A 25,457-nucleotide genomic window follows, 5' to 3' on the forward strand; every position below is an offset into this window, starting at 1 on the left:
ATGCTAAATAACCTACAACGCTCACGTTTTGTTATTTGGACAGTGGTTATTCTTTTTCTTATTGTCGGTGTGCTTTCGGCATTCAAAACGGTAGAAGAAGAAGCGACTAACACGGCATTTATCGTCGCGAGCAAGCGGATTTTAGAGCAAGCCAATTTGTTCAAACAGCAGTATTTGTTATCGGGTGCTGGGCAAGAAGAAGGCTCGGAACCCCCAAAGATCTACAGCAGAACTGGGTGGGTAATGCCTATCCAAGGTACGGAGCGAGACTGTAATTATTGGCTGGATCAATTATATCCTCAAGGGAGCATTTTAGGGCTAAGCTCTCCAAGAGTTGAAGATAAAAGTGACAACATACACTTTCACTGTAGTTATCATTATTCTGATAAATATCAGATAGATGTATTGCTTGAAAGCGAAAGGTTTAGTGTAAAAGCCAATATTTTGGCTTTGTGAGAATATTGACACTGTTTTTATGGTTTTATACGTGTGCAAATGTATAATGCGCGTTAGTAATTAGATGAGTAGGTAGAAAATGCTTAAAAATCAAAAGGGTTTCTCCCTTGTCGAATTAGTCATAGTGATTGTAGTCGTTGGTTTATTGGCGGTTGCAGCCCTACCTCGCTTCTTAGATGTGACAGATGAGGCTAAAAAATCCAGTATTGAAGGTGTTGCTGGCGGTTTTGCGACAGCAGTACTGTCGGCAAGAGCACAGTGGGAAGCAGAGGCTAGGCCATCAGAGAAGATAGGTGTTGAAACATACAATACTGTAAACTATGATGGTGTTGATTTTTGGTTAACAAGATCAAAAAACAGTAACAACGTCGAGACCGACTTTCGTGATGGCTATCCGTGGACTCTGAACAATAATTCGAGCACTGCTCCACAAGATATTTCAGATGAAACATGTTCTGAGTTGATGGAAAACTTGCTGCAAAATCCACCTAAAGTAGGTGCGGTTTCAGATGTCGCTAATGACTCAAATTACAAATATTCAGCGCAAGCGAATTCAGGTGATGCAACCTGTACTTACGTTCAATTAGAAGGTAGTACAGAACATGAATTTGTTTACGAAATTAAAACTGGTCGTGTGACCGTAACTTTGCAGTAAGTCTGCGTAAAATTAAACATAGAGAGAGCTTAACTATGAAAAGACAAGGCGGTTTCACCCTAATCGAACTAGTGGTTGTAATTGTTATTCTAGGTATTCTTGCTGTAACTGCGGCACCGCGTTTCCTAAACCTGCAAGATGATGCTCGTGAGTCTTCACTTCAAGGTCTAAAAGGTGCAATTGATAGTGCTGCAGGTATCGTTTATGGCAAAGCTGCTGTAGAGGGCGTTGAGTCTCAAGAGTACACTGCAACGCCAGCTCCAGAAGTAGAGGGCATTACAACTTCTTTTGGTTACCCAACAGCGGATGCTGATGGTATTGGTGCAGCAGTTGTTGGCTTGTCTACAGATTGGTCTGTAACTGCTAGTGTTGCAAATACCAGTATTACATACTCATTCTCAGGCACTGCTGCTAACGCAGCGGCATGTATCGTTACTTATACGCAAGCTACTGGTACAACAGCGGCAAGTGCTGCAACTACTACTGTAAATTTAGGCACTGCAGCTGATGGCTGTGGTGGTAACTAGATTTTTGTTCTAGACCAGCTTCGGCTGGTCTTTTTTTGTATTTAATATGTTTAAACTGCTACTTTATCCTTCCATACAGTAATTTATAATCTAGATAGTCAAATTAACCAATTAAGGCTTATATGAATACAAAGCCAAACAAAGGTTTCACTCTAGTAGAATTAATTGTGGTGATTCTTTTACTTGCGATTATCTCTGTGACAGCTGCCAGCCGATTTGGTGGTCGCCAAATTTATGAATTATATGCTCTTCAAGAGCAGGTTTCTTCTGTTGTTCGACAGATTCAGCTCAATAGAATGCAATCCAATATGGATATGTCTGTGTCTGGGGCTGAAAGCTTACGTTTGGTGGCAGCTAATGGTTGTCTTGGCTCTCAATCGGGCTGTGACAATCTAGCCGAAACTAGAAGTGATGTTATTTCTAGTGATGATTACACGTTTTCATCTCAACCTCTCTCTACGACCTCTTCCCCAATAGAATTCAACTTATTGGGTAACCCTGAGAGTGCCGCTTCAGCTGGCGTTCAAATTACCATTTCACCAAGAAATAGTTCAGACAGGGCTTGGGTTTGTATCAATTCTCAAGGTTTTGTTTATCCAAGTAATCAGGTATGCCCATGAAGTACGTAAATAATGGCTTTACGCTTATCGAGTCGATCATTGTTATTGTGCTACTTGGGTTTGCAATGCTCGCATTTTCTACTTTTCTTGCACCACAATCCGCACTTTCAGGGCAAGTGAATTATTCCAACCGAGCTTCAGCATTAGGTCAAAGTATTATGACAGATCTTTTAGCTCGAGATTACGGCTCGGTGAGCTCTGGTACTCCAATTGAACTTGGCAGCACTTATACTAATTTTAATGTGGATTTGGTTGTTGCCAACGATACGCCAACTGCTTCGATGCAGAAATTTACCTTAACAATTACCGCCAGCAATAACTCTCCTATCACTTTAGTCGCTTATAAAGGGGAGTATTAATGAAAGGGAAAGGGTTTACGCTTATAGAGATGATTTTAGCTATTGTCATCTCAAGTATTGTCTTGCTTGGTGTCGCGAATTTTACTGAACTTGGAGTGAGAGGCTATTTTGGCTCTGTAGAGCGCTTTCGACTACAAACTGAAGCTAGATTTGTACTGGAAAAGCTTTCGCGTGAAGTGAGGCATGCTGTACCTAATCTGTTTCCTGCTTCTGTAAGTAGCGGATGTGTCTCATTTTATCCCATTGTTGACTCGGGCTTCTACGCGATCTCCGGTGCGGATATTAATTTTCTAGTGAGTGACAGCGGAGCGACAAGCAGTTCATTACAATCTATGTCACTGGTTATAAACCCGACTAGACCACATACTGATATCAGCAACCTAAATAATATATACACCCTCAATAATGTAGTTCCTCCAAGTGCATCCGCTGCATACTTTTCAATTCCAAACGGAGCTAACACTCTTGTCAGTGAATCTGTAGGTAAAAGGCACTACATTTTTGACTCAAATAACCTTGTGGAGTATTGCCTTGCGAATAGTAATTTACTAACTCGTAATGGTGTCACAATAAGCGATCGAGTTATGAGTGAGAATAGCACTCTGAGTTATCAACCTGCGGATGTTCAGAGTAACGGTGTTGTTGAGTTGATTCTCGAGTTTGCAGAAAATAATGAGTCCACAGTGTTTGAGCTAGATATACAGGTGATTAATGTCCCGTAAATCAACCCAAAAAGGTAGTGCGTTAGTCATTGTCATCTTTGTTATCGTGGTGCTTGGTTTCTTAGCGACAAGTTTGAGTCGAACGAGTTGGTCTGATAATGATTCAAACACTCGAGTTGTACTTGGCACACAAGCTTGGTTGCTCAGTCACTCTGTTAATGAGTATGTTATGACTCAGTTTTATCCGGATCCTGATCCTCAGGCTTCTTCTGCTGTTGCTAGTGTTTGTAGCAGCAATGATCTCCAACCCGGAGGTGGGATTTTTACGGTAGCAAGCTCTATGGTTGATACGGCTTCGGTGAATTGCTCTCTTGAGCGAGTGCAGTGTTCCAATCGAGGAGAGCTTGATGGCTTTGTTTTCTATGTTCTAGAGTCTTCGGTAATTTGCGGTTCTGGTGTGAGCCAAGTGCAACGTAATCAAGAAGTGTGGGTGAAGGAGTCAATACGATGAAAGCATGTAGATATATTTTAGTTGCCTGTTTCTGCCTATTCCCTTTGATCGCGACAGCGTCGACTTGTAACGTAGATCCGAGCGGTGAATTTAAAATATCATTTAATATCAATTCCGCCCAGCTTGTTGAATCTGTGTTTGCAGAGCAAGAGCCCGGAAATAACCGCCCGGAATACACCATCTGGACCAATGATATTAATGAGCCTACGGTGGGAGATACGCCCTTTATTCGCGATCCTCGTTACATGGTTGGTGGGGGAGACTATAGTGTTCAACTGATTTATCAGCCGGGAGCGGGAAATGATGCCGGAACCGCAGACTACTACGTTGACGATGGGCAGGGTTTTACTTTTTTAGGCAATTACCCCGCAGACTTTAAAGGTATTCACCCGCAAAGCGTCGATATTAATAGTGGGGACAGTACTGAACTAGAATGTGACAGCTCGGATATCGAGCCACCGCCGGTTTATTCAAACGATGCTCAGTATGAATTTGGTATCGTTCAGTGCTCTGGTGGAGAATGTAAGATCCCACTGACTCAGTCTTATACCAACACTCCACTGGTGTTTGTGATGCCAACCATTGATTCAAGTGCCCCTGACGCGGATGCTCCTGCAACGTTAATGGTTACCGAGGTAAGCAAAACCGAAGCGACCATCAAGCAGATTAAGGCGCCAAAGAATGGCGGTGGTTCAGATTTAGATAGCCAACCGATAACAGAAGTCAGTTACCTTGCGATTGAGCCCGGTGTGGCCGATTTTAATGGCCATGAAGTCATAGCGGGTTATTTGAACACCGATGCAGCCAGTGCTAAATCAGGCTCAAATAGTAATGATAGAGTCCTTTATAGCGATTTTGGCGGAGCTGGCTTTTCTTCTAATCCGGTGGTATTGCATCAAATTCAAACTCGAAATAACAATGATAAATGGATGACCTCTGGCAAGGTTAGGCGAACCGATGAAACGTCATACATTGATTTGTTTTTGGAGCTAAGTGCTTCTCACCGCAGTAACGATGATTATGACGATGAGAAGATCGCGTTTTTAGCGACGTTAGCTACCAATACTAACCTTGATGTTGATGGTTTTAAGGTTCAATTTGCAAGAGGGTATGATACGCCAAGTCAAAGCGGTAATGACCCAATGTTGGATGGCTGTGAGGATAAGTATGCTACCACCTCTCTAACGAATATTGACGGGATCATAGCTAATAAACAAGAGAGGGCTGGTGGACACGGAGGCTGGCTACGTCGATGTAACATTAACACGAACCAAGTTAGCTTTGTTGTAGATGAGGACTTTAGAGACCGCACGCATATTCCGGAAGAAGTGGGTTACTTTGCGTTTGAGTTACCTGAGGTGGTTCCTGTTGCCAACGTGTGTAACTTGTTTCCCGAGCCCATTCAGAGTTGGACTGGTGTGAATAGCTCATTGACGGTTACCAGCCAGCAAACAAAATTTAGCGGCTGGTCTAATAACTATATTAATCAATCTTTAAAAAAGGTCTCTGAAGGCTATGAGCTCTTTAATGATAAATGGACAACAAAAGATGACTTTTTATTATTGGGTTTTGATGATGCGAGTGAGTTTTATCATATTTATAATTTTCCAGTGTGTGATGAACATCAATGTGATGTTGGTAATAATGATAGCCAACTTGAATTAAGAAAGATTAAAGGCAGTTACGTAACCTCTATTGCAGAAAAAAATCCATCAGAAAGTTTAACCATTACGGGCAAGGCTTCGGATATTTTGCAGAGCTGCGGAGCGGACTCAGAGATATGTTCTTACCAAATTAACGGTGAAACAATAGATGTTTTCATTGAGAGTAACTTGTCTAAGCTCGTTATCAACAAGCAGGGGAATGATTATAATCTAGTTCGAGTCGTCTTAGATGAAGACAGTTATATCTCAGATGTTAAAGTTAGTGGAGGGGCGGGTGTAGAACTGGTTTTTCCTGATAATTCCACGGTGACCTTTGATAATTATGAGCATGATGCAGGAGATTTGGTATATGCCTTTGAGGGCAACTCTCAAATAAATGTGATAACACGTATGAAGTTTAACTTGGCAGTTGATATACAATCTGACTTCGCTTATCCCATTATATACGCTCCTAAAGGTGAGGTCATATTTGACGTTGGGAACTCTACTTTCAAAGGATTTATTCTCGCAGATACTGTAGATTTAAATCAGACAGCTATTCATGGTGCCGTGACAGCGAGAGTCGCCGTGCTTGATAATGGTGTAACGATAATCAAACCTGATTATTCTTGTGAACCCCCAGTACAGCAAGGATTATTGGTTGTAGAACCTCAACAATTATATAGCCTAACCTGTGAGCGAATTCCGGTTGAGTTTCGCCTAGAAGAGAATGGCGAATTGGTCGACTCTAATGAGCAGTTTGAAGCGACGGTAACCCCAACGGGAACGCGATGGTGTACGGGTGAAGCTAACAATGCGTGTGAAACTCCGGATTATACGTTTGATGGTGGCATTCGAACCTTGTATTTAGACTCTGATACGGTTGGTAGTTTCAGTGTTGGGGGAGTCTACGATTCAGAGCCCGCAACATCGACACAAGTTTTTTATGTGCCCTATAAGTTTGATACAAGCCCAAGCCAAATACATATGAATGCAGCTCAAGACTCTCAAGAGTTAGTGGTAGAGGTGACGGCTCAAGCTTGTGATCAAGGCGTTGTTAGCCCAGTAAATGGCTATACTAAAAACTTATCATTTGATGCTTCTAAAGATTACTTTCTTGAAATGCCTACCCCTGAAGATGGATCACTTGATGACTTCTCAGTTACAGATCTAAATTTTGATAATGGTGGTGCTACAACTGAAGTAAATTGGAGCAATGTTGGGCAAGTTAATGTAGTTATCAATGATCCTAGCTTTGATTGTTCTGAAATTGAAGGGTGTCCTATTTATGAACAGCCTGATTCCGCAAGTTCGGGGTTGGTTGGTAGCTTTGTTGTCAAATCTAAACCTTATGAGTTTGCTGTATGTACTGATAGCGATTCAAGTGGAACGAGTACAGAATCCAGTAGTAGTGGCTTTGTTGCAGCGGGGGAGAGCTTTGATGTGGACGTGAAACCCATGATTACCGGAGCTAATGTAAATTCCGTATGTTCAAATAATGTAGGTGTTCCTTCGAATTATTTTGTGTCTCAAGCTTCGATCAGTGTTTCCCATTATTTAGACACACCAAGTGAGGGTGTACTTGGCTATTTGATGCCCGACACGATATCTCCGAGTATTTCAATTAGTGATCAGTCAAATGGTGGGTACCAACTTGATGGGTTAACCTACTCAGAGGTAGGAAGTTTTGAATTGGTTGCAATTGAAACGGGTAACTTTTATAGCACCATTGCCCCTCCAAATGGTGATTCAGGTGTCACTGGGTCTAAAACTATCGGCCGTTTTTACCCCAAATACTTCATGCAAGGTGACCCTGAGTGGAATGTTACAAATCAAAATAATATTGCGTACCTAAGTCAACCTTATGACTCAACCGTTCATCAGGTATACCCAATGGCATCAGGTGAAAGCAGTGTTGGTAACGCGCTTAACAACTATCAATTCTTTGCCCCGAGCCTACAAGCCAGTTTTGGTATTCTGGATGATACAGCTGTCGATAATGGGTTCTTGCTGGATACTGAGGCAGGCACTTGGTCTACTGATCGTAAGCATTGGTTGTTGAACGATAGTGCCGCTGTTCTTCAGCGAGTTACGGATTTGTATGACGTTAGCCGCAGAGATGCACCGTTTAATACTTCAGATGCTAACTCCACTATTACCCACTTTGGCTTGACTGTTGCAGGAGTTGATCCTGTTTCATTTACTGACTCTGATATTTTGACTGATTCTGTCGAGTTTCCGGTCCAGCCTCCAGCTCGTTATGGTCGAATGGTGCTAGATGATATTGGTGGCAATTCTGATACTACTCTAACTATTCCATTGCGCGCTGAGTTCTGGGATGGCAGCGAGTTTATTGTTAACGAGGATGATGACCGCAGTACCTTCAATGGGGCTAATACTTGTAAACAAGTTATTTGGCACAGTGAAGGGGCGGCAACCACTTTAGTTTCACTTAACGGTAATGGAAATGTGGATGATGGAGAAGAAGAGGTCACAGCAAATCAAAATACGCCAACGGGAACAGATACGCCGCGTGAGCAAGTTCGTCTGTGGTTGAGAATGGATGCCTCTGCGCCAACGGCTAATACTGGTGAAAACCCTGTTGTTTGTTCAGGTAGCGATCAAGATCAACCATGGTTGCGCTACAACTGGCGCCAACTCGGTGATGAAGATCCATCCACCGTCGTCACATTTGGTATCTACCGTGGTAACGATCGTGTGATCTACCGAGGTGAAAGTGGCTTAACAGGTCAGTAATAATATAATTTTTGCCCCTTAAGTTAGGAATCTGTAAGAAATTGCGGGTTTCAGTCCATGTTTGTACTTCAATGCCTTGCCGTAACAGCAAGGCATTGGTACATTTAGTGCAATTTTTGTCTTCTAATTCTTGCAGGATGAGCGAAGAATATGTTTAAAAAACTTCGTGGCATGTTTTCAAACGACCTATCGATTGATTTAGGTACAGCCAATACCCTTATTTATGTAAAAGGCCAAGGCATTGTTCTTGATGAGCCTTCAGTTGTAGCTATTCGCCAAGATCGTGCGGGTTCTGCAAAGAGTGTCGCTGCTGTTGGCCACGCTGCTAAGCAAATGCTTGGTCGTACGCCTGGTAACATTTCAGCGATCCGTCCAATGAAAGATGGCGTAATTGCTGATTTCTACGTAACGGAAAAAATGCTTCAGCACTTCATCAAACAAGTGCATGACAACAGTGTGCTTAAACCAAGTCCTCGTGTTTTGGTTTGTGTACCTTGTGGTTCAACACAGGTTGAGCGTCGTGCTATCCGTGAATCAGCGCTGGGTGCTGGTGCTCGTGAGGTTTACCTAATCGATGAGCCTATGGCTGCAGCGATCGGTGCTGGCTTACGTGTATCTGAACCAACAGGTTCAATGGTTGTTGATATCGGTGGAGGTACTACTGAAGTTGCGGTTATCTCACTGAACGGTGTGGTTTACTCGTCTTCTGTTCGCATTGGTGGTGACCGTTTTGATGAAGCGATCATCAACTACGTTCGTCGTAACTACGGCAGCTTGATCGGTGAAGCGACAGCAGAGAAGATCAAACACGAAATCGGTTCAGCTTACCCTGGCGATGAAGTCGAAGAGATCGAAGTACGTGGTCGTAACCTTGCTGAAGGTGTGCCTCGTAGCTTTAGCCTAAACTCAAACGAAATCCTTGAAGCACTTCAAGAACCTCTATCTGGCATCGTATCTGCAGTCATGGTTGCACTTGAACAGTGTCCACCAGAGCTGGCTTCTGATATCTCAGAAAACGGTATGGTACTAACAGGTGGTGGTGCACTGCTTAAAGACCTTGATCGCCTGTTAACAGAAGAAACAGGTATCCCTGTTGTTGTTGCAGAAGAGCCATTAACGTGTGTTGCTCTAGGTGGCGGTAAAGCTCTAGAGATGATCGACATGCACGGCGGCGATCTGTTCAGCGAAGAATAATATCTAGTGTTAGGCTCTTTTCTTATCTAGTTTTATGTAAAGAGCCTAGGACCTTGTCTATAGGATCAAATGTAGCTCTAGGACCAAATATAGAATGAAGCCAATTTTTGGTAGAGGTCCCTCTCTACAATTGCGCCTGTTTTTTGCTGTAATTTTATCAGCCAGCCTTATGCTGGCTGATAGTCGTTTAGATGCTTTCTCAAATGTTCGCTATCTATTAAACAGCATGGTTGCGCCTATTCAATATGCAGCCAACTTGCCTCGCACTATGTTCGATGGTGTTTACGACCGTTTTAGCACTCGCAAAGGGTTAATTGAATCTAACCATAATATTAAACGAGAAGTCTTGCGTCTGAAGAGCGAGCTGATTCTGCTTGAGCAATATCAAGAAGAAAACAAGCGCCTTCGTAAGCTGTTAGGCTCGCCGTTTATCCGTGATGAGAAGAAAGTCGTCACAGAAGTTATGGCGGTAGACACTTCACCATATCGCCATCAAGTCGTGATCGACAAAGGTCAGATTGATGGGGTGTATGAAGGTCAGCCGGTGATCAACGAAAAAGGCATTGTCGGCCAAGTCACTTTCGTTGCTGCTCATAATAGTCGTGTATTACTACTCACTGATGCAAACAATGCGATTCCTGTTCAGGTTATTCGTAATGACATCCGTGTGATTGCTTCGGGCAATGGCATGATTGATGAGATCCAGCTAGAGCACATTCCAACCAGTACCGATATACAAGAAGAAGATCTGTTGGTGACATCAGGTCTTGGTGGGGTATATCCAGAAGGTTATCCAGTCGCCTATGTTACGGCCGTTGATTACGACCCGAAACGTGAGTTCGCTGTGATTAAAGCAGAGCCTGTGGTTGAGTTCGATAAGCTCAGATACCTGCTGCTTGTATGGCCTGATGAAAACAAACAGATGCAAGCGGATCAATCGAGCATAGAACAAGCATTGTTAGAGGGCGAAGATGGCCAATAGCGTTTTGAGAAGCAAGGTAGTAATTTTCTGCTCATTTTTAATAGCACTGATTCTGCAGACGATCCCTTGGCCTGGTAGCTTAGATTTATTTAGACCATCTTGGTTACTGCTGGTTACGTGTTACTGGGTTTTGGCTCTACCGCATCGTGTTAACGTGGGTAGTGCTTTGATTTTAGGCTTATTGTGGGACCTTTTGATCGGCTCTACTCTGGGTATTCGAGGCATGATGATGGCAATAGTGATGTACATTATTGCGATGAACTTCCTCGTCATTCGTAACATGGCGTTATGGCAGCAAGCGATGATCATTGCCGCGTTAACGGTCTTGTTTGAGGTGTTGATCTTCTTTGGTGAATATTTGATCCAAGATGTTGTTTTCAATCCGTTATCGTTATGGAGCGCATTGATAAACTGTATACTTTGGCCTTGGATGTTTTTATTAATGAGACGCGTGCGTCGCCATTGGCATGTGAGGTAGCGTGACGATGGAAAAGAAACATTTAGTTTTGGCATCCGGCTCTCCACGCCGCAAAGAATTGCTATCTCAACTCGGTTATGAGTTTTCTGTCCTCGTAACCGATGTTGAAGAGTGTAAACACGCTCAAGAAACCGCCGAAGAATATGTTAAGCGACTATCTTTAGATAAAGCTTTAGCTGCGTTGTCTTTATTGAAAGATAACCCTTCTGAAAGGCAGCATGTCGTTCCTAGTTCTGATACTGTAGATCATGGCTCTGATATAGTCGTTCTTGGTTCTGACACAGTCGTCGTAAGCCAAGGGCAAGTGCTTGAGAAACCGACCGATTTTGCTGACTCTAAGCGCATGCTTACTCAGTTAGCGAATGAACGTCACCAAGTGATGACGGCGGTTTCTGTGGTTTCAGAAGAAAAACAAAGAACAGAAATCATTATTACCGACGTATGGTTTAAACCCCTCAGTGAAAAAGAAATAGAACAATACTGGCAAACAGGGGAGCCATGCGATAAAGCCGGTAGCTATGGGATCCAAGGTTTGGGCGGACGCTTTGTCACCCGAATCGAAGGTAGTTATTACGCCGTTGTCGGCTTACCTTTATTTGAAACGGACCAGCTACTGCAAGAATTCTTATAATTACTAACCTGAGGTGCACCATGAGTGCTGAATTGTTGCTGAACGTGACCCCGAGTGAAACTCGTGTGGCCATGATTGAAGGGGGGGCTCTTCAAGAGATCCATGTCGAACGAGATGCTCGACGCGGTATCGTAGGAAATATCTATAAAGGACGTGTAAGCCGTGTTCTTCCGGGAATGCAGGCGGCTTTTGTGGATATAGGCCTTGAGAAAGCAGCTTTTTTACACGCCTCTGATATTGTCCCACACACTGAATGTGTCGCTGAAAACGAAAAGAAGCAATTTCAGGTTCGTGATATTTCGGAGCTTGTTCGCCAAGGGCAAGACATTGTGGTGCAAGTGGTCAAAGACCCTCTTGGTACTAAAGGTGCCCGCTTAACCACTGATATCACTCTACCGTCTCGTTATCTGGTATTTATGCCGGGCGCAAGTCATGTTGGTGTATCTCAACGTATCGACAGCGAGTCTGAACGTAACCGTCTTAAAAAAGTCGTGTCTCGTTACTGTGACGAACACGGTGGCTTCATCATCCGCACAGCAGCAGAAGGTGCAGATTCAAATGAGTTGGCACAAGATGCCGCATTCTTGAAGCGATTATGGCTAAAAGTATTAGAGCGTCGTGGTAAGCACAAGGCGCGTACTCGTTTGTATGGTGAGCTTTGCTTAAGCCAACGTATCTTACGTGACTTCGTCGGTACTGAGCTGAGCAAGATTCAGGTCGATTCTCGTCTAGAATATGAAAACCTAAAAGAGTTTACCTCTGAATACGTGCCTGAGCTGACAGACAAGCTTGAGCTGTATGAAGGTGATAAGCCTATCTTTGATATGTACGATACCGAGAACGAAATTCAGCGTTCATTGGATCGTAAAGTCGAATTAAAGTCTGGTGGATATCTGATTATCGACCAAACTGAAGCGATGACCACGGTTGATATCAACACTGGCGCGTTTGTTGGTCGTCGTAATCTAGAAGAGACGATTTTCAACACCAACGTAGAAGCGACTCAAGCGATTGCTCGCCAGCTACGTCTGCGTAACCTAGGTGGCATCATCATTATCGACTTTATTGATATGTTGTCAGAGGAACATCGTAAGCGAGTACTAACTTCTTTAGAGGCTGCGCTCGACAAAGACCGTGTGAAAACCAATATTAATGGCTTCACGCAGCTTGGGTTGGTTGAGATGACTCGTAAACGTACTCGTGAAAGTATTGAGCATATCCTATGTTCGAGCTGTCCTGCTTGTGAAGGCCGCGGCAGTGTGAAGACAGTTGAAACCGTTTGTTATGAAATTCTTCGAGAGATCACGCGAGTGAATCGTGCGTACGACGCCGATAAATTTGTGGTCTATGCGGCAGCTGCCGTAGCTGAGGCGTTAGAGGGCGATGAATCTCATGCGCTTGCGGAGCTTGAAGTCTTTATTGGTAAGCTAGTTAAAATCCAGGCTGAGCCTCTGTACATACAAGAGCAGTTTGATGTTGTTATGATGTAATGGAAATTTTGTGAGCTCAAGCGTTACTCTGATTCTACGTGCATGTTTATGGTTAGTGGTTACTCTCTTAGTAACGCTAGCCATTGCCGTTACTACACTGCGTGTAGCCTTGCCCAATTTAAACAAGTATCAATCTGAAATTGAGCTTTGGGTAAACCAACACTCCGGTTTTGATTTTTCGATTCAAGATGTGGGCGGTTTTTGGCGTAACACTCACCCCTCTATTGCTCTGCAAGGCGTTAAAGCTAGCCTCCCCAATGCAGAAGATGTGACCTTCTCTGTTGAGCGTGTTGAAGTCGAGTTTGACTTGATTCAATCGCTCGTGCAGATGCGCCCGGTTGTGGCCGATCTAGTCATGAATCAAATGTATCTTGATATCCGCTCAATTGATCTGTTTGCCGGACAAAATGGCAAAGACGAACCTACAGATCCCGAGTCTTCCAAGCGAGTGATACAAGAGCTCGATAATTTACTGCTAAAAACACTCGTCGATGTAACTGCAAAAGATTCTTCTATTCTTTATCACTCTGTTTCGGGTGAAGAACGTCAGCTCGATATAGAAACCTTAAAATGGCAAAATTCAGACAAACATCACCTTGCTGAAGGTGTGGTGAGTATCAAAGATGCCAATCTAAACTCTCTGTCAGTGAGTGCTAACTTTATTGATGGTGGGTCACTGACTGATGTGACTGGTGAGTTTTATGTCAGTGCCGACAGCATTTCTGTTAAGCCATGGCTTACGCATTATATGCAGGCGGAATCCGGCATTGAAACGGGTACTGTGAGCTTGAATAGCTGGCTTACGCTGCGAAATAGCAAGCCAGTGAGCGCTTATGTTGAGGTTTTACCCTCAGAACTGGCGTGGAACGAAGATGGCGAGCATGACCTCATGCTTGAGTCCGGTGTCTTTAAGTTGTCGCCGACTGATGATGGTTGGCAAGTAAATGGTCACTCACTAAACCTTAGAACGGATGACACACCTTGGCCGGAACTCGACGTAGCGTTCAAGTGGAATCAAGGTCCATGGCAACTCAACATTTCTGAGCTGGATATTGCGACTATTACTCCGTTGATTAAGCTGCTGCCTGACTCTGAACAATCAACCAAAATGATTAACGTATTGGCGCCGGGCGGCTCTGTTTCTGATATCCGTGTTTCCATGGGTTCGGGAATTGACAGTTTACGTTATTCAGCCAGTTTTTCTGATCTTGCTATCGAGCAGTGGGAACTAGTCCCAGGCTTTAGCCAAGTGTCTGGTAGTGTGTTTGGTTCGGCCTCGGAAGCGAAAGCTAGCCTGCATGTTATTGACGATGTGTTCCCTTATGGTGACGTATTCCAAGCGCCTTTGAATATCAAACAAGGTCAGGTTGATATTGTTTGGCAGCAAGATGAAAACGGCTGGAAGCTGTGGTCAGACAAAATCACAGCTGCCACCCCCGATTTACAAGTACTAGGCGCATTCCGCTTAGACTTCCCAAAAGATGCGAGCCCGTTTTTATCGTTCTACGGCGAAGCGGACGCTTACAATGTCGGTGAAACATGGCGCTACTTACCTACATTGGCTCTTGGGCAAGATCTAACAGACTACCTTTCAACTGCGATTCAAGCCGGTAAAGCGGATACCGTAAAACTGTTGTGGCATGGTGATTTGTCTCAATACCCATACACTAACCACGATGGTATTTTCCAGGTTTGGGTTGGCTTAGAAGATGCGAAATTCAGCTTTGATACCGCGTGGCCACTGATTACTGATCTTCAGCTTGATCTGTTGTTTGAAAATGATGCGATGCATCTGGATTCTCGCTCAGCTCAACTGATGGATGTGACGGCAGATCGAATCACAGGACGCATTCCTTATTTAGGGGAAGGCGGCCATATTGAAATTGAAGCTAAAGCGACGGCGTCTGGCAACGCAGTACGCGATTACATGACGTCTTCGCCACTGGTGGGCTCGGTAGGCGCAGCCTTAACCGCACTTCAAGTGAGTGGTGATGTCTCTTCTGAGTTCCAGCTGAATATTCCGTTTGATTCTGAAAAAGAAGCAAGAGCATGGGGTTACGCCGACTTAAGTGGCAACCATGTTGAGATTGAAGCGCCGCCAATGGTGCTCGAGAACACCACGGGTCGAATTGAATTTGATAATGACGTAGTGACGGCAAATGGCCTCGCTGCGGATCTCCTTAACCAAGGTATCTCGCTTGATTTTAAGGGCCTTAATGATGGTCCTGGCTATGCAGTTGATATTGATGTGTTAGGTGATTGGGACGTCAAGCCTCTAGAACCTTACATCGGTGAGCAATGGTTAAGCCGCTTATCAGGTCATGCGCAATGGCAAAGCCAGATTGATATCCAGCTGAATGATATCGGCTTTACCTACCAACTAGACTTACAGTCAGACCTAAAATACTTGGCGAGTGATTACCCATATCCATTGGCGAAAAAATCACTAGAAAGTGGCTCTGCAAGGCTACAGGCATCGGGTAACCAAGAGACGATTACCGCGCGCCTGCAATTGCCAAACACCAAGTACCAAGCTGAGATTGATATCACAGGCGACGTGCCTGAGTTAACGGCGACCAACTTAGTGCTTGGTCGCGGTGGCTACAAAATTAGCCCGGTGGTGGGCCATCACGCCCTGATTCGTACAGACAAATTCAATGCCGATGATTGGTTATCGGTTGTAATGGAACCGGTAAAGCCTTCAACGGCTGTACTTAGTCAAATGAACACGCCAACCATACCTGCGCCAAGCCGTATTACCTTTGAGAGTAAAGAGCTGATCTTGGGTGGTATCTCTTGGAATGACGTCGATTTTAGTGCTAGTAAGAACAAACAGGCGTGGCAAATGGAAGTGTCTAGCCAAGAGCTAGAAGGGGATATTAACTACCTGCCTCCTTATGATTTGACAGTTTCACTGGATCGTCTGCATCTGTTTGTTCCTGAGTGGAATGATAAGAACAGCCAAGATCAGCAACTGTTGCAACGTAAAGAACAAGCTGCGCCATTGATATCCAAATTGGATAGAGAGATCCACGATGCGATGCCAAACCTGACCCTGACGCTGAACGACTTTTGGCTGCAAGGCTACAAGGTGGGTAAGGTCGATGTTGAAATGACGAGGAACGAAGATCGTATCGAGTGGAACAAAATCCAGGTGCGAAGCGGCGGTAACAAAGCGGATGTGAGTGGCTGGTGGGAACTGCAAGGTGACAAGAGTCATTCATCGTTAACCGTTGATGTTGAAGGTGAAAACAACAGCGAGCTCATGGAGCGCTTTGGTATTACTTCCGGGATTCAAAAAGCGCCATTCGCGTTGGAAGGTCAACTAAATTGGGATGGTTCGCCTTGGGGAATCAAAATGGATACCCTTGATGGCAACGTTAAAACCAAGTTTGGTAAAGGCATTATCTCGGATGTGAGCGGCGCAGCTCGATTACTTGGCCTGTTTAGCCTAGATTCGATCATCCGTAAGATGCAGCTCGATTTCTCAGATGTGTTTGATAAAGGTATGGCCTTCAACAGCATCACCGGAACGGGCGAGATTCAAAATGGTATCTTCCTGACCAATGATCTGAACATGGATGCGGTCGCAGGTGAGATGAAAATCAAAGGTATCGCTAACCTCAACACGCGTCAGGTTGATGCTGAGGTGAACTTTACCCCAGATATTACCTCGGGTATTCCCGTATTAACGGCCTTTGCGGTAACCCCTCAAACGGCGCTGTACGTATTGGCGGTGACCACGGTTATCTCGCCAGTTGTGGAAGTCTTTACCCAAGTAAATTATTCGGTGAAAGGACCATTGGATTCACCAACGGTGAGCGAACTTTCTCGTAGCTCTGGCGAGTTTCATCTGCCAGAGAAGCTGAGAAAATTAGCCGAATAGGCCTTAAATTAGCCGAAAAGACCTTATGCCCGAGTCAGCGAATATACGGTGAAATGCTGATTTCTGAATCATAATGAATGGAGGAGCGATACACATGGATTGTGTTGGGTTGATTCAAATGACATCTGGCCCCAGCCCTGAATTGAACTTTGAGTACCTTGCTCAAGAAGTTGCAAAGTGCAAAGAGTTGGGGGCTAAGTGGGTTGTTTGCCCTGAAAACGCGTTAGTTTTTGGCAGTAAAGCCGACTATCACCAGTGTGCTGAGCCTTTTAATGATGGCCCACTGCAAAAGAAAATCTCTGAGCTAGCAAAGCTTCACAGAATTTGGATCGTCATTGGCAGTATGCCGATAAGCACAACTAACGGAGTGACGACCACCACCTTGGTGATTGATGATTTTGGTTGCCTCGTTGCTCATTACGACAAGCTACACATGTTTGATGTGGATGTCGCTGACGCCCATAAGTGCTATCGAGAGTCGGATATTTTCACTCCGGGCAACCAAGTTGTGACAGCGGAAACGCCTTTTGGTCGCTTAGGTTTGAGTATTTGTTATGATGTGCGCTTTCCACACTTGTATTCAGAGTTACGTAAGCAAGGGGCACAAATCATTGTGGTGCCTGCGGCTTTTACAGCGGTAACGGGTCAAGCGCACTGGGAAGTACTATTAAGATGCCGCGCGGTTGAAACACAGTCGTGGATTGTCGCGGTAGGTCAAGGCGGAAAACACCCTTGCCAAAGAGAGACATGGGGACACTCAATGGTGGTTGATCCATGGGGACGAGTGGTCGCACAGTTAGACCAAGATCCTAAAAGTATGGTGGTTGAGATAGACACATCCAGTTGCGAGTCCATTAGGCAAAATATGCCCATCGCGCAACACTCTCGATTTACCAATCAATTTTAATTACAAACAAGAGCCATCTATGAGCATTAATCAAATTGAAGAAGCGCTACTGAACCCGACAGGGCTTACGGAGCAAAATATCGCAGATACATTGGCGAGTATTGCTACCCGCCAAATTGATTATGCTGATATCTACTTTCAGTCAAGCTGGCACGAATCTTTAGTGCTAGAAGACAGCATTATTAAAGACGGCTCTTTCAATATCGATTGCGGTGTTGGCGTTCGTGCAGTATCTGGTGAAAAGACTGGTTTTGCTTACTCTGACCAAATCCAATTGGATGGTCTTAAGCAGAGCGCAATTGCGGCTCGTGGTATTGCTAAACAAGGTCAAAACGGCAAGGTTCAAGCGTTCAAACGCAACTCTAATCAAGCTTACTATGATGCAGTTAACCCGCTTGCGAGTTGGGAAAAACAGCAGAAAACAGAATTACTAAAATCATTAGATGCTTACATTCGCACTAAAGAGCCGATGGTGACTGAAGTATCGGTGAGTTTAAGTGGTGTGCATGAGCAGATGCTGGTTGCTGCGACTGATGGCACTTACGCTGGTGATATTCGTCCGCTGGTTCGCTTGTCTATTAGCGTACTTGCACAGAAGGGTGATCGTCGTGAGCGTGGTAGCGCTGGTGGTGGTGGCCGTTTTGGTTACGACTTCTTCTTAAGTGATGACAAAGGCACTCAAGTTGCTTACCAATTTGCGGATGAAGCGATTCGCCAAGCATTAGTTAACCTTGAAGCGGTTGCAGCGCCTGCTGGTGCCATGCCTGTGGTTCTTGGTTCTGGTTGGCCGGGCGTTCTGCTGCATGAAGCGGTAGGCCACGGTTTAGAAGGCGACTTCAACCGTAAAGAGTCGTCAGTATTCTCTGGCAAAGTTGGTGAGCAAGTAACTTCAAGCCTATGTACGATTGTCGATGACGGTACATTAACGGATCTACGCGGTTCATTGAACGTCGATGATGAAGGTGTTAACGGTCAGTACAATACGTTAATCGAAAACGGCATCCTAAAAGGTTACATGCAAGATAAGCTGAACGCTCGTCTTATGGGTGTAGCACCGACAGGTAATGGTCGTCGTGAGTCATACGCGCATCTTCCAATGCCACGTATGACGAATACATACATGCTACCGGGCGAACACACACCGGAAGAGATCATCGCGACGGTTGAGAAAGGTATCTACGCACCGAACTTCGGTGGCGGTCAGGTCGATATCACATCAGGTAAGTTTGTATTCTCAGCGTCTGAAGCGTACATGATTGAAAACGGTAAGATCACTCACCCAGTGAAAGGCGCGACGCTAATCGGTTCTGGTATCGAAGCGATGCAGCAGGTGTCTATGGTGGGTAACGACCTAAGCATCGACCGTGGTGTGGGTGTGTGTGGTAAGGCTGGTCAAAGTGTGCCAGTGGGTGTTGGTCAACCAACATTGAAACTAGACTCGCTAACCGTTGGTGGTACTGAGTAATTCAGACTAACCTCTGCCGACTTACTTCAAAATATTAAATTGAAAAGCGCCTCCAATGTGAGGCGCTTTTTGTTTTTAGATTACTGATTCAGTGAGCGTATAGAGTCACTACATGTTCTCTTCCGCAAACTCAGCTAGTCGGCTACGCACCACACCATTGAGGTGGATGTTGGCACTGCCTTCGAAGTTTTTAAAACGCTCAACCATGTAGGTTAAGCCTGAAGTCACAGGGGTTAGGTAAGAAGAATCTATCTGCGCTAAGTTACCTGAGCAGACGATCTTAGTACCTTCACCACAACGGGTGATGATGGTTTTTATCTGTGAAGCGGTGAGGTTCTGACACTCATCCAAAAGCACAAAGGCATTTTGAATCGAGCGGCCACGCATGAAGTTGATTGATTTGAACTGGATATTGGCTTTGTCACAGATGTACTTCATCGAGCCTTCTGTGCAGTGGTCGTTCTTGTGCAGCGCTTCCAGTGTATCGGTCACTGCGGCTAACCAAGGCAACATTTTCTCTTCCTCTGTACCCGGAAGGAAACCTATCGATTCACCAATATCAGGGGTGTTGCGGGTTACGATGACCTTATCGAATTGCTTACGTTCAATGGTTTGTTCAAGTGCAGCAGCCATAGCAAGCAGTGTCTTACCACTACCTGCCGCACCAGTGAGAATCACCAGATCAATATCAGGGTCGAGCAGCGCATCAATCGCCATTCCTTGATAAATGTTTTTTGGCGTGATGTCCCAAGCTCTTCTGTTCATTAAGCGTTCACGGCTTAAGTCCCTGAGTGTGATGGTTTCGGTATCAATCTCTTCAACTCTTGCTGCAAAGTCACTCTCTTCATCAATCACATATTGGTTGAGGAAGGTTGGCTCGAACGGCGCTCTTGCTAAGGTGTGCAGTGTCTTTCCACCTAAACTTCTGCTCTCGACATTGTCGATACCATCCCAAAATGAGCCTTCGAGCTGTTGAAAGCCTTTGGTGAGATATTGGATATCATCAATCAGTTGGTCAGTTTGATAGTCTTCAACAAAACGTACACCGGCGCCTTTTGCTCGTAAACGCATATTGATGTCTTTGGTGATGAGAACCACTTCGCGTGGTGCGCGTTTATTTTGAAGATAGAGGACAGCGTTGAGGATTCGGTTATCGCCCGCCTTGTCATCGGCAAAGGCTTTGATGCTTTCTTGAAGTTCGTAGTCAGCGAGTATTGAAATACTGCCAGATGCATTTATGTCTTTAGAAAAAGGGATGCCTTCCGATATTTGGTCTGGTGTGGCTTCCCTGAACAGGTCTTCGAGCGTTCGAATCGCAATTCTCGCATCTCGAGCAACGTCTCTTTTACTGTCTTTGATTCTGTCGAGTTCTTCTAGCACTGTCATGGGGATAACGACATCGTGCTCTTGGAAAGAAAATATAGCGAAGGGTTCGTGAAGTAGGATATTGGTGTCTAAAACAAATAGCTTCCGGTTGGTCTCGCCCATAGCATCTCCTTGCCGACGTGCGGCTTGCCTTGCATTCATTGAACGTAGATAAAGCTCATATAAAGATTAGTATCTGATTCTGGTGATAGTCAACTACTCACCTAAACTTCATCTAGAGGAACAGCACCATATCGTTACGAGTGAATATGGTGTATTCGTTTGAGAGCAGCAATCTGCTACCTATAGATTAACCATGAATTTTTGACAGTTTGATTGCACTGGCGAAAACAGAAAAAAAGCATGAAATCATCTCCTTTAGGCGTGACCTAAATCACAGCATCGAGTAAGATTAGCGACCTTTTTCTGCACCATTTTCTCGAGATATTTATTATTGAGAGCGCACTTAAAAAGTGGCTGCAAACTAGACATTTTTGGCTATATTTTTAGTTCAGGAGCGATAATGTTCTTGTTTAAAACTGCAGTTAAGAAGACCAAATTCCAACTATAAGATTGAGGTAGTCGATTCATGACATTTGCTTTGGGGCAACGCTGGATAAGCGATACGGAGAGCGATTTAGGTTTAGGTACCGTTGTAGCAATGGATGCTCGCACAGTGACACTAATGTTTGCAGCGTCAGAAGAAAACCGTGTTTATGCACGTACTGATGCTCCCGTAACCCGAGTAACGTTTAATGTAGGCGATGTCATCGAATGCCAAGAAGGTTGGTCTCTGTCTGTCGAAGAAGTTATCGAAGACAAAGGGCTGCTAACCTACTTAGGTACTCGCGAAGATACCCAAGAAACAGAAGTCACTCTGCGTGAAATCTTCTTAAGCAACCAGATCCGCTTTAACAAGCCACAAGATAAGCTATACGCAGGTCAAATCGACCGTATGGATAACTTTGTGTTGCGTTACCGTGCGCTAAGCAACCAGTACCAACAACACAAGAGCCCGATGCGTGGCTTGTGTGGTATGCGTGCTGGCTTGATCCCTCATCAGCTATACATCGCTCATGAAGTGGGTCGTCGTCACGCTCCGCGCGTTTTACTGGCTGATGAAGTGGGCCTAGGTAAAACCATCGAAGCGGGCATGATCATCCACCAACAGGTGCTGTCTGGCCGTGCTGAACGCATTCTGATTGTGGTTCCTGAAACTCTACAACACCAATGGTTAGTAGAGATGATGCGCCGTTTCAACCTGCATTTTTCTATCTTCGATGAAGAGCGTTGTATTGAAGCGTTTGCTGAATCAGACAACCCGTTTGATACCCAGCAGTACGTTCTGTGTTCTTTGGACTTCCTACGTAAGAGCCGTAAGCGCTACGAGCAAGCACTTGAAGGCGAGTGGGACTTGTTGGTTGTCGATGAAGCGCACCACCTTGAGTGGAGCCAAGACAAACCAAGCCGTGAATACCAAGTGGTTGAAGGCTTAGCGGAAAATACGTCTGGTGTGCTACTACTAACAGCAACGCCTGAACAGCTTGGTCGTGAGAGCCACTTTGCACGTCTGCGTCTGCTTGATCCTGATCGCTTCTACGATTACGAAGCATTCGTTGAAGAAGAAGACCAATACGCACCGGTTGCTGATGCAGTAACGGCTCTGTTCTCTGGAGTGAAGCTTGAAAACAGCGCGAAGAACCAGATTACGGAACTGCTTTCTGAGCAAGATGTTGAGCCTCTATTCCGCGTTATCGAAGGTGATAGCAGCGAAGAAGAGCAAGCGTTAGCTCGCCAAGAATTGATTGATAACCTTATGGATCGCCATGGTACTGGCCGTGTTCTTTTCAGAAACACACGTGCTGCAATCAAAGGCTTCCCTAAGCGTAATGTAAACCTACTGCCGATGGAGATTCCAACGCAGTACACAACCTCAATGCGTGTATCTGGCATGATCGGTGGCAAAATGGCTCCCGAAGCTCGTGCAATGAAGATGCTGTATCCAGAAGAGATCTTCCAAGAGTTTGAAGGTGAAGATTCAAGCTGGTGGCAGTTCGACTCACGCGTTAACTGGTTGATTGAAAAGATCCAAGACAAGCGCAGCGAGAAAATCCTAGTGATCGCCTCTCGTGCAAGTACGGCGCTTCAATTAGAGCAAGCACTGCGTGAGCGTGAAGGTGTGCGTGCAACCGTATTCCACGAAGGCATGTCGATCCTTGAACGTGATAAAGCTGCGGCTTACTTTGCTCAAGAAGAGGGCGGCGCTCAGGTTCTTATCTGTAGTGAAATCGGCTCTGAAGGTCGTAACTTCCAGTTCGCTAACCAACTTGTGATGTTCGATCTTCCATTCAACCCAGACTTGCTTGAGCAACGTATTGGCCGTTTGGACCGTATCGGTCAGCTGCGTGATATCGACATTCATGTTCCTTACCTAAAAGGCACATCACAGGCGATCCTTGCGCGTTGGTTCGATGAAGGTCTGAATGCATTTGCGGAAACTTGTCCAACGGGTCGCACGGTTTACGATAAGTACTCAGATGTTCTTATCGAGATGCTGGCTTCTGGTAACACTGAGCAACTTGATGACGTGATTGAAGAGTCTGCCAAGCTAAATCAAAGCCTGAAATCAGATCTAGAAAAAGGCCGTGATCGCCTATTAGAAATGCACTCAAACGGCGGCGACAAAGCGCATGAAATTGCAGAGAAGATTGCCTCGACTGACGGCGACACTAACCTAGTAACGTTTGCACTAAGCCTGTTCGATACGATTGGCTTGAACCAAGACGACAAGGGTGAGAATGCTCTGGTTGTAACGCCGTCTGAGCACATGATGGTGCCAAGCTACCCAGGCTTACCATACGAAGGCGCAACCATCACGTTTGATCGTGATACTGCGCTTTCTCGTGAAGACATGAATTTCATTAGCTGGGAACACCCAATGATTCAGGGCGGTATCGATCTGCTACTGAGTGAAGGTGTTGGTGCATCAGCGGTATCACTACTGAAAAACAAAGCGCTGCCAGTGGGTACTATCCTGCTTGAGCTGGTTTACCTTGTGGATGCGCAAGCGCCGAAACGCAGCGGTATCAGCCAGTTCTTGCCTAAGACGCCAATTCGTTTGATGATGGATGGCCGTGGTAATGACTTATCAGCTCAGGTTGAGTTCGACAGCTTTAACCGTCAATTAAGCCCTGTAAACCGTCACCTAGCGAGCAAGCTAGTTAACTCGGTACAAGGTGAAATTCACAAGCTAATCGAAGCGGGTGAGACGCACGTACTTCCTAAAGTGGAAGAAGTGCGTGAACAAGCTCAACGAGATATGCAGACTAACCTGAACGGTGAATTAGAGCGTCTACAAGCGCTTAAAGCCGTGAATCCTAATATTCGTGATGAAGAGCTAGAGGTAATCGAAGCTCAAATCAATGAACTGACCGGTTACATCAGCAAAGCTCAGGTTCAGCTAGATTCATTACGCTTGATTGTGGTTTCTCACAACTAGTTTTGAATTAGCGAAATGCTTCAACGAAATAAGGCCTTCATTATGAAGGCCTTATTTGTATCTGTAGCTTAATTAACAATTCAAGTAACTGGTTACATTAACCACTTCCACCAAACAAATACCGCTAGGAAACCAAATAGGTAAACAAGACCTGCTACAGACAACCATTTTAGTTTGCTGCCAATGGCTAGCGCTTCTGGAAGCTTAGCTTTGTTGACCAAGATGAAATTAAGCAGAGCGAAGAATGGCGTTGTTGCAAACGCGAGTACCATTGCGAAATCGAGCATAGGCATCAGTGCTGCGCTAAAGAACATCACAATCGCGAGTGCCGCGATAGAGACAATGATTATCCAGCCTTGCAGCATTCTTGGGCTTGAATCTTTTTTGAATAATAGACGTTGTGATTCAGCAAGCACGCGTGAGTAGCCATCGATAACGGTAATGGTGCTACCAAAGATACAGAAGAAAGCGATAAGAGCGATTAACGGGCGAGACCATTCACCAATTGTCGAAGCGTAGATGCCGACCAATTGATGAGTAAAGCCAACACCGGAGCGAGACAGTTCAACTCCCGAACCGTGAAGTACTAGCGCGCCTAACGCAACGAATACTAAAGCAAGCAGCGCCGTACCAATGTAGCCAACGTTAAAGTCGAACAGCGCTGATTGTGCGGTCACTTCCTGCTTCTCTTTTTGGCTTTTTAGCCACATAGAGGTGATGCTTGATATTTCGATAGGCGCAGGCATCCAACCCATGGTCACCACGATAAAACCAATAGCAGCCAATGACCAAGGCGACGGTGGAACAAAAGCAGCATCAGGTTCGACTGGAGAGCCGATAGCAATGGCGACTGCAGCTAAGGTTGTGATGGTTAAGATCGCCATGATCGCTTTAGATAGTGTATCTAGAGCACGATAATGGCCAGCAAACAGAATGATCAAACAGGTCGCTAAAACGATCATGCACAAGGTGCTAGTGGCTAAATCGAAAGGAACAAAGTAACTGAGTAGGCTTGCACTGAATAATAGCAGGGCAGCGGTATTCACGACCGCAGATATGGCACTCAAGATCGAAAAGATCACAAGGTATGGGCGGCCTAGGTTAGAGTAACCTTCCACCAAGCTTTGACCCGTTCCTAGCGTGTATTGGATGCCGGCTCTGAAGAATGGATATTTAAATACGTTAACGAGGATAATGAGAGCGGCAAGCTGCCAACCATAAATCGCACCCGCCTTGGTTGAGGCGACTAAGTGAGAACCACCTACAGCCGCTGCGGCCATCATAATGCCTGGGCCAAGAGACTTGATTAAACTTGATAGGGGATCTGAGGTTGGTGTTTTTGTGTTGGTGGTTTTAACCGTACTGTCCAT

General features: G+C 45.1%; 19 protein-coding genes. 17 read left to right on the forward strand and 2 right to left on the reverse strand.

Annotation, left to right across the window (positions count from 1 at the left end; translation table 11 throughout):
• The 16 genes from AB6E52_RS07930 to tldD all read left to right on the forward strand — a co-directional run bounded on the left by AB6E52_RS07930 (position 1) and on the right by tldD (position 19,223).
• Entirely contained in the window at positions 1 to 456 is a 456-nt protein-coding gene (locus AB6E52_RS07930) for an MSHA biogenesis protein MshF (protein ID WP_102321219.1), read from the forward strand.
• Positions 457 to 535: 79 nt separating this feature from the next.
• Positions 536 to 1,111 (forward strand): prepilin-type N-terminal cleavage/methylation domain-containing protein, encoded by a 576-nt coding sequence (locus tag AB6E52_RS07935; RefSeq protein WP_048618134.1) that lies wholly within the window; start codon positions 536 to 538, stop codon positions 1,109 to 1,111.
• Positions 1,112 to 1,146: 35 nt separating this feature from the next.
• Positions 1,147 to 1,638 (forward strand): type II secretion system protein, encoded by a 492-nt coding sequence (locus tag AB6E52_RS07940; protein ID WP_102321218.1) that lies wholly within the window; start codon positions 1,147 to 1,149, stop codon positions 1,636 to 1,638.
• A gap of 122 nt (positions 1,639 to 1,760) precedes the next feature.
• On the forward strand, positions 1,761 to 2,258 hold the full coding sequence (locus AB6E52_RS07945) for a Tfp pilus assembly protein FimT/FimU (RefSeq protein WP_102321217.1): 498 nt from the start codon (positions 1,761 to 1,763) through the stop codon (positions 2,256 to 2,258).
• Positions 2,255 to 2,617, forward strand: coding sequence for a prepilin-type N-terminal cleavage/methylation domain-containing protein (locus tag AB6E52_RS07950; protein ID WP_102321216.1), 363 nt, complete (start codon positions 2,255 to 2,257; stop codon positions 2,615 to 2,617). The genes AB6E52_RS07945 and AB6E52_RS07950 overlap by 4 nt, the downstream gene beginning before the upstream one ends.
• Complete coding sequence (locus AB6E52_RS07955) at positions 2,617 to 3,339, forward strand: PilW family protein (RefSeq protein ID WP_102321215.1); 723 nt, start codon at positions 2,617 to 2,619, stop codon at positions 3,337 to 3,339. Before AB6E52_RS07950 ends, AB6E52_RS07955 begins: the two co-directional genes overlap by 1 nt.
• Positions 3,329 to 3,790, forward strand: coding sequence for a hypothetical protein (locus AB6E52_RS07960; RefSeq protein ID WP_017068732.1), 462 nt, complete (start codon positions 3,329 to 3,331; stop codon positions 3,788 to 3,790). The genes AB6E52_RS07955 and AB6E52_RS07960 overlap by 11 nt, the downstream gene beginning before the upstream one ends.
• A complete protein-coding gene (locus AB6E52_RS07965; protein ID WP_241910599.1) occupies positions 3,787 to 8,190 on the forward strand; it encodes a DUF6701 domain-containing protein in 4,404 nt (1,467 codons plus the stop codon). The genes AB6E52_RS07960 and AB6E52_RS07965 overlap by 4 nt, the downstream gene beginning before the upstream one ends.
• Positions 8,191 to 8,340: 150 nt before the next feature.
• Positions 8,341 to 9,384, forward strand: coding sequence for a rod shape-determining protein (locus tag AB6E52_RS07970; RefSeq protein ID WP_017062957.1), 1,044 nt, complete (start codon positions 8,341 to 8,343; stop codon positions 9,382 to 9,384).
• Between the two features lie 94 nt (positions 9,385 to 9,478).
• Entirely contained in the window at positions 9,479 to 10,366 is an 888-nt protein-coding gene (gene mreC / locus AB6E52_RS07975) for a rod shape-determining protein MreC (protein ID WP_004735927.1), read from the forward strand.
• Positions 10,356 to 10,844 carry a rod shape-determining protein MreD gene (gene mreD / locus AB6E52_RS07980; protein WP_017061361.1) on the forward strand — a complete coding sequence of 163 codons (489 nt, stop codon included), beginning with the start codon at positions 10,356 to 10,358 and terminating at the stop codon, positions 10,842 to 10,844. The genes mreC and mreD overlap by 11 nt, the downstream gene beginning before the upstream one ends.
• Positions 10,845 to 10,851: 7 nt before the next feature.
• Positions 10,852 to 11,475, forward strand: coding sequence for a nucleoside triphosphate pyrophosphatase (locus AB6E52_RS07985; RefSeq protein WP_017066953.1), 624 nt, complete (start codon positions 10,852 to 10,854; stop codon positions 11,473 to 11,475).
• Between the two features lie 20 nt (positions 11,476 to 11,495).
• On the forward strand, positions 11,496 to 12,965 hold the full coding sequence (gene rng / locus AB6E52_RS07990) for a ribonuclease G (RefSeq protein WP_102321214.1): 1,470 nt from the start codon (positions 11,496 to 11,498) through the stop codon (positions 12,963 to 12,965).
• A 10-nt stretch (positions 12,966 to 12,975) separates the two neighbouring features.
• Complete coding sequence (locus AB6E52_RS07995) at positions 12,976 to 16,851, forward strand: YhdP family protein (RefSeq protein ID WP_102321213.1); 3,876 nt, start codon at positions 12,976 to 12,978, stop codon at positions 16,849 to 16,851.
• 94 nt (positions 16,852 to 16,945) lie between these two features.
• Positions 16,946 to 17,758 (forward strand): carbon-nitrogen hydrolase family protein, encoded by an 813-nt coding sequence (locus tag AB6E52_RS08000; RefSeq protein WP_017061365.1) that lies wholly within the window; start codon positions 16,946 to 16,948, stop codon positions 17,756 to 17,758.
• A 19-nt stretch (positions 17,759 to 17,777) separates the two neighbouring features.
• Complete coding sequence (gene tldD / locus AB6E52_RS08005) at positions 17,778 to 19,223, forward strand: metalloprotease TldD (RefSeq protein ID WP_017061366.1); 1,446 nt, start codon at positions 17,778 to 17,780, stop codon at positions 19,221 to 19,223.
• Positions 19,224 to 19,331: 108 nt separating this feature from the next.
• On the opposite strand, the gene AB6E52_RS08010 is transcribed toward tldD, so the two are convergent.
• Complete coding sequence (locus AB6E52_RS08010) at positions 19,332 to 20,711, reverse strand: PhoH family protein (RefSeq protein ID WP_102321212.1); 1,380 nt, start codon at positions 20,709 to 20,711, stop codon at positions 19,332 to 19,334.
• A gap of 466 nt (positions 20,712 to 21,177) precedes the next feature.
• On the opposite strand from AB6E52_RS08010, the gene rapA reads away from it, so the two are divergent.
• Positions 21,178 to 24,087: an RNA polymerase-associated protein RapA gene (gene rapA, locus AB6E52_RS08015; RefSeq protein ID WP_102321211.1), complete on the forward strand. Its 2,910-nt coding sequence runs from the start codon at positions 21,178 to 21,180 to the stop codon at positions 24,085 to 24,087.
• 92 nt (positions 24,088 to 24,179) lie between these two features.
• Here the strand turns inward: rapA and AB6E52_RS08020 are convergent, their stop codons facing one another.
• Positions 24,180 to 25,457 (reverse strand): NRAMP family divalent metal transporter, encoded by a 1,278-nt coding sequence (locus AB6E52_RS08020; protein ID WP_017071550.1) that lies wholly within the window; start codon positions 25,455 to 25,457, stop codon positions 24,180 to 24,182.

Origin of the sequence: Vibrio sp. 10N.247.311.13, from assembly GCF_041467595.1 — a bacterium.
GTDB classification, from domain to species: Bacteria; Pseudomonadota; Gammaproteobacteria; order Enterobacterales; family Vibrionaceae; genus Vibrio; species Vibrio crassostreae_C.

What these genes read in the sequence shown, in the direction of transcription:
- AB6E52_RS07930 (WP_102321219.1), top strand. Translation starts at nt 1, where the DNA reads ATGCTAAATAACCTACAACGCTCACGTTTTGTTATTTGGACAGTGGTT.
- AB6E52_RS07935 (WP_048618134.1), top strand. Translation starts at nt 536, where the DNA reads ATGCTTAAAAATCAAAAGGGTTTCTCCCTTGTCGAATTAGTCATAGTG.
- AB6E52_RS07940 (WP_102321218.1), top strand. Translation starts at nt 1,147, where the DNA reads ATGAAAAGACAAGGCGGTTTCACCCTAATCGAACTAGTGGTTGTAATT.
- AB6E52_RS07945 (WP_102321217.1), top strand. Translation starts at nt 1,761, where the DNA reads ATGAATACAAAGCCAAACAAAGGTTTCACTCTAGTAGAATTAATTGTG.
- AB6E52_RS07950 (WP_102321216.1), top strand. Translation starts at nt 2,255, where the DNA reads ATGAAGTACGTAAATAATGGCTTTACGCTTATCGAGTCGATCATTGTT.
- AB6E52_RS07955 (WP_102321215.1), top strand. Translation starts at nt 2,617, where the DNA reads ATGAAAGGGAAAGGGTTTACGCTTATAGAGATGATTTTAGCTATTGTC.
- AB6E52_RS07960 (WP_017068732.1), top strand. Translation starts at nt 3,329, where the DNA reads ATGTCCCGTAAATCAACCCAAAAAGGTAGTGCGTTAGTCATTGTCATC.
- AB6E52_RS07965 (WP_241910599.1), top strand. Translation starts at nt 3,787, where the DNA reads ATGAAAGCATGTAGATATATTTTAGTTGCCTGTTTCTGCCTATTCCCT.
- AB6E52_RS07970 (WP_017062957.1), top strand. Translation starts at nt 8,341, where the DNA reads ATGTTTAAAAAACTTCGTGGCATGTTTTCAAACGACCTATCGATTGAT.
- mreC (WP_004735927.1), top strand. Translation starts at nt 9,479, where the DNA reads ATGAAGCCAATTTTTGGTAGAGGTCCCTCTCTACAATTGCGCCTGTTT.
- mreD (WP_017061361.1), top strand. Translation starts at nt 10,356, where the DNA reads ATGGCCAATAGCGTTTTGAGAAGCAAGGTAGTAATTTTCTGCTCATTT.
- AB6E52_RS07985 (WP_017066953.1), top strand. Translation starts at nt 10,852, where the DNA reads ATGGAAAAGAAACATTTAGTTTTGGCATCCGGCTCTCCACGCCGCAAA.
- rng (WP_102321214.1), top strand. Translation starts at nt 11,496, where the DNA reads ATGAGTGCTGAATTGTTGCTGAACGTGACCCCGAGTGAAACTCGTGTG.
- AB6E52_RS08000 (WP_017061365.1), top strand. Translation starts at nt 16,946, where the DNA reads ATGGATTGTGTTGGGTTGATTCAAATGACATCTGGCCCCAGCCCTGAA.
- tldD (WP_017061366.1), top strand. Translation starts at nt 17,778, where the DNA reads ATGAGCATTAATCAAATTGAAGAAGCGCTACTGAACCCGACAGGGCTT.
- AB6E52_RS08010 (WP_102321212.1), bottom strand. Translation starts at nt 20,711, where the DNA reads ATGGGCGAGACCAACCGGAAGCTATTTGTTTTAGACACCAATATCCTA.
- rapA (WP_102321211.1), top strand. Translation starts at nt 21,178, where the DNA reads ATGACATTTGCTTTGGGGCAACGCTGGATAAGCGATACGGAGAGCGAT.
- AB6E52_RS08020 (WP_017071550.1), bottom strand. Translation starts at nt 25,457, where the DNA reads ATGGACAGTACGGTTAAAACCACCAACACAAAAACACCAACCTCAGAT.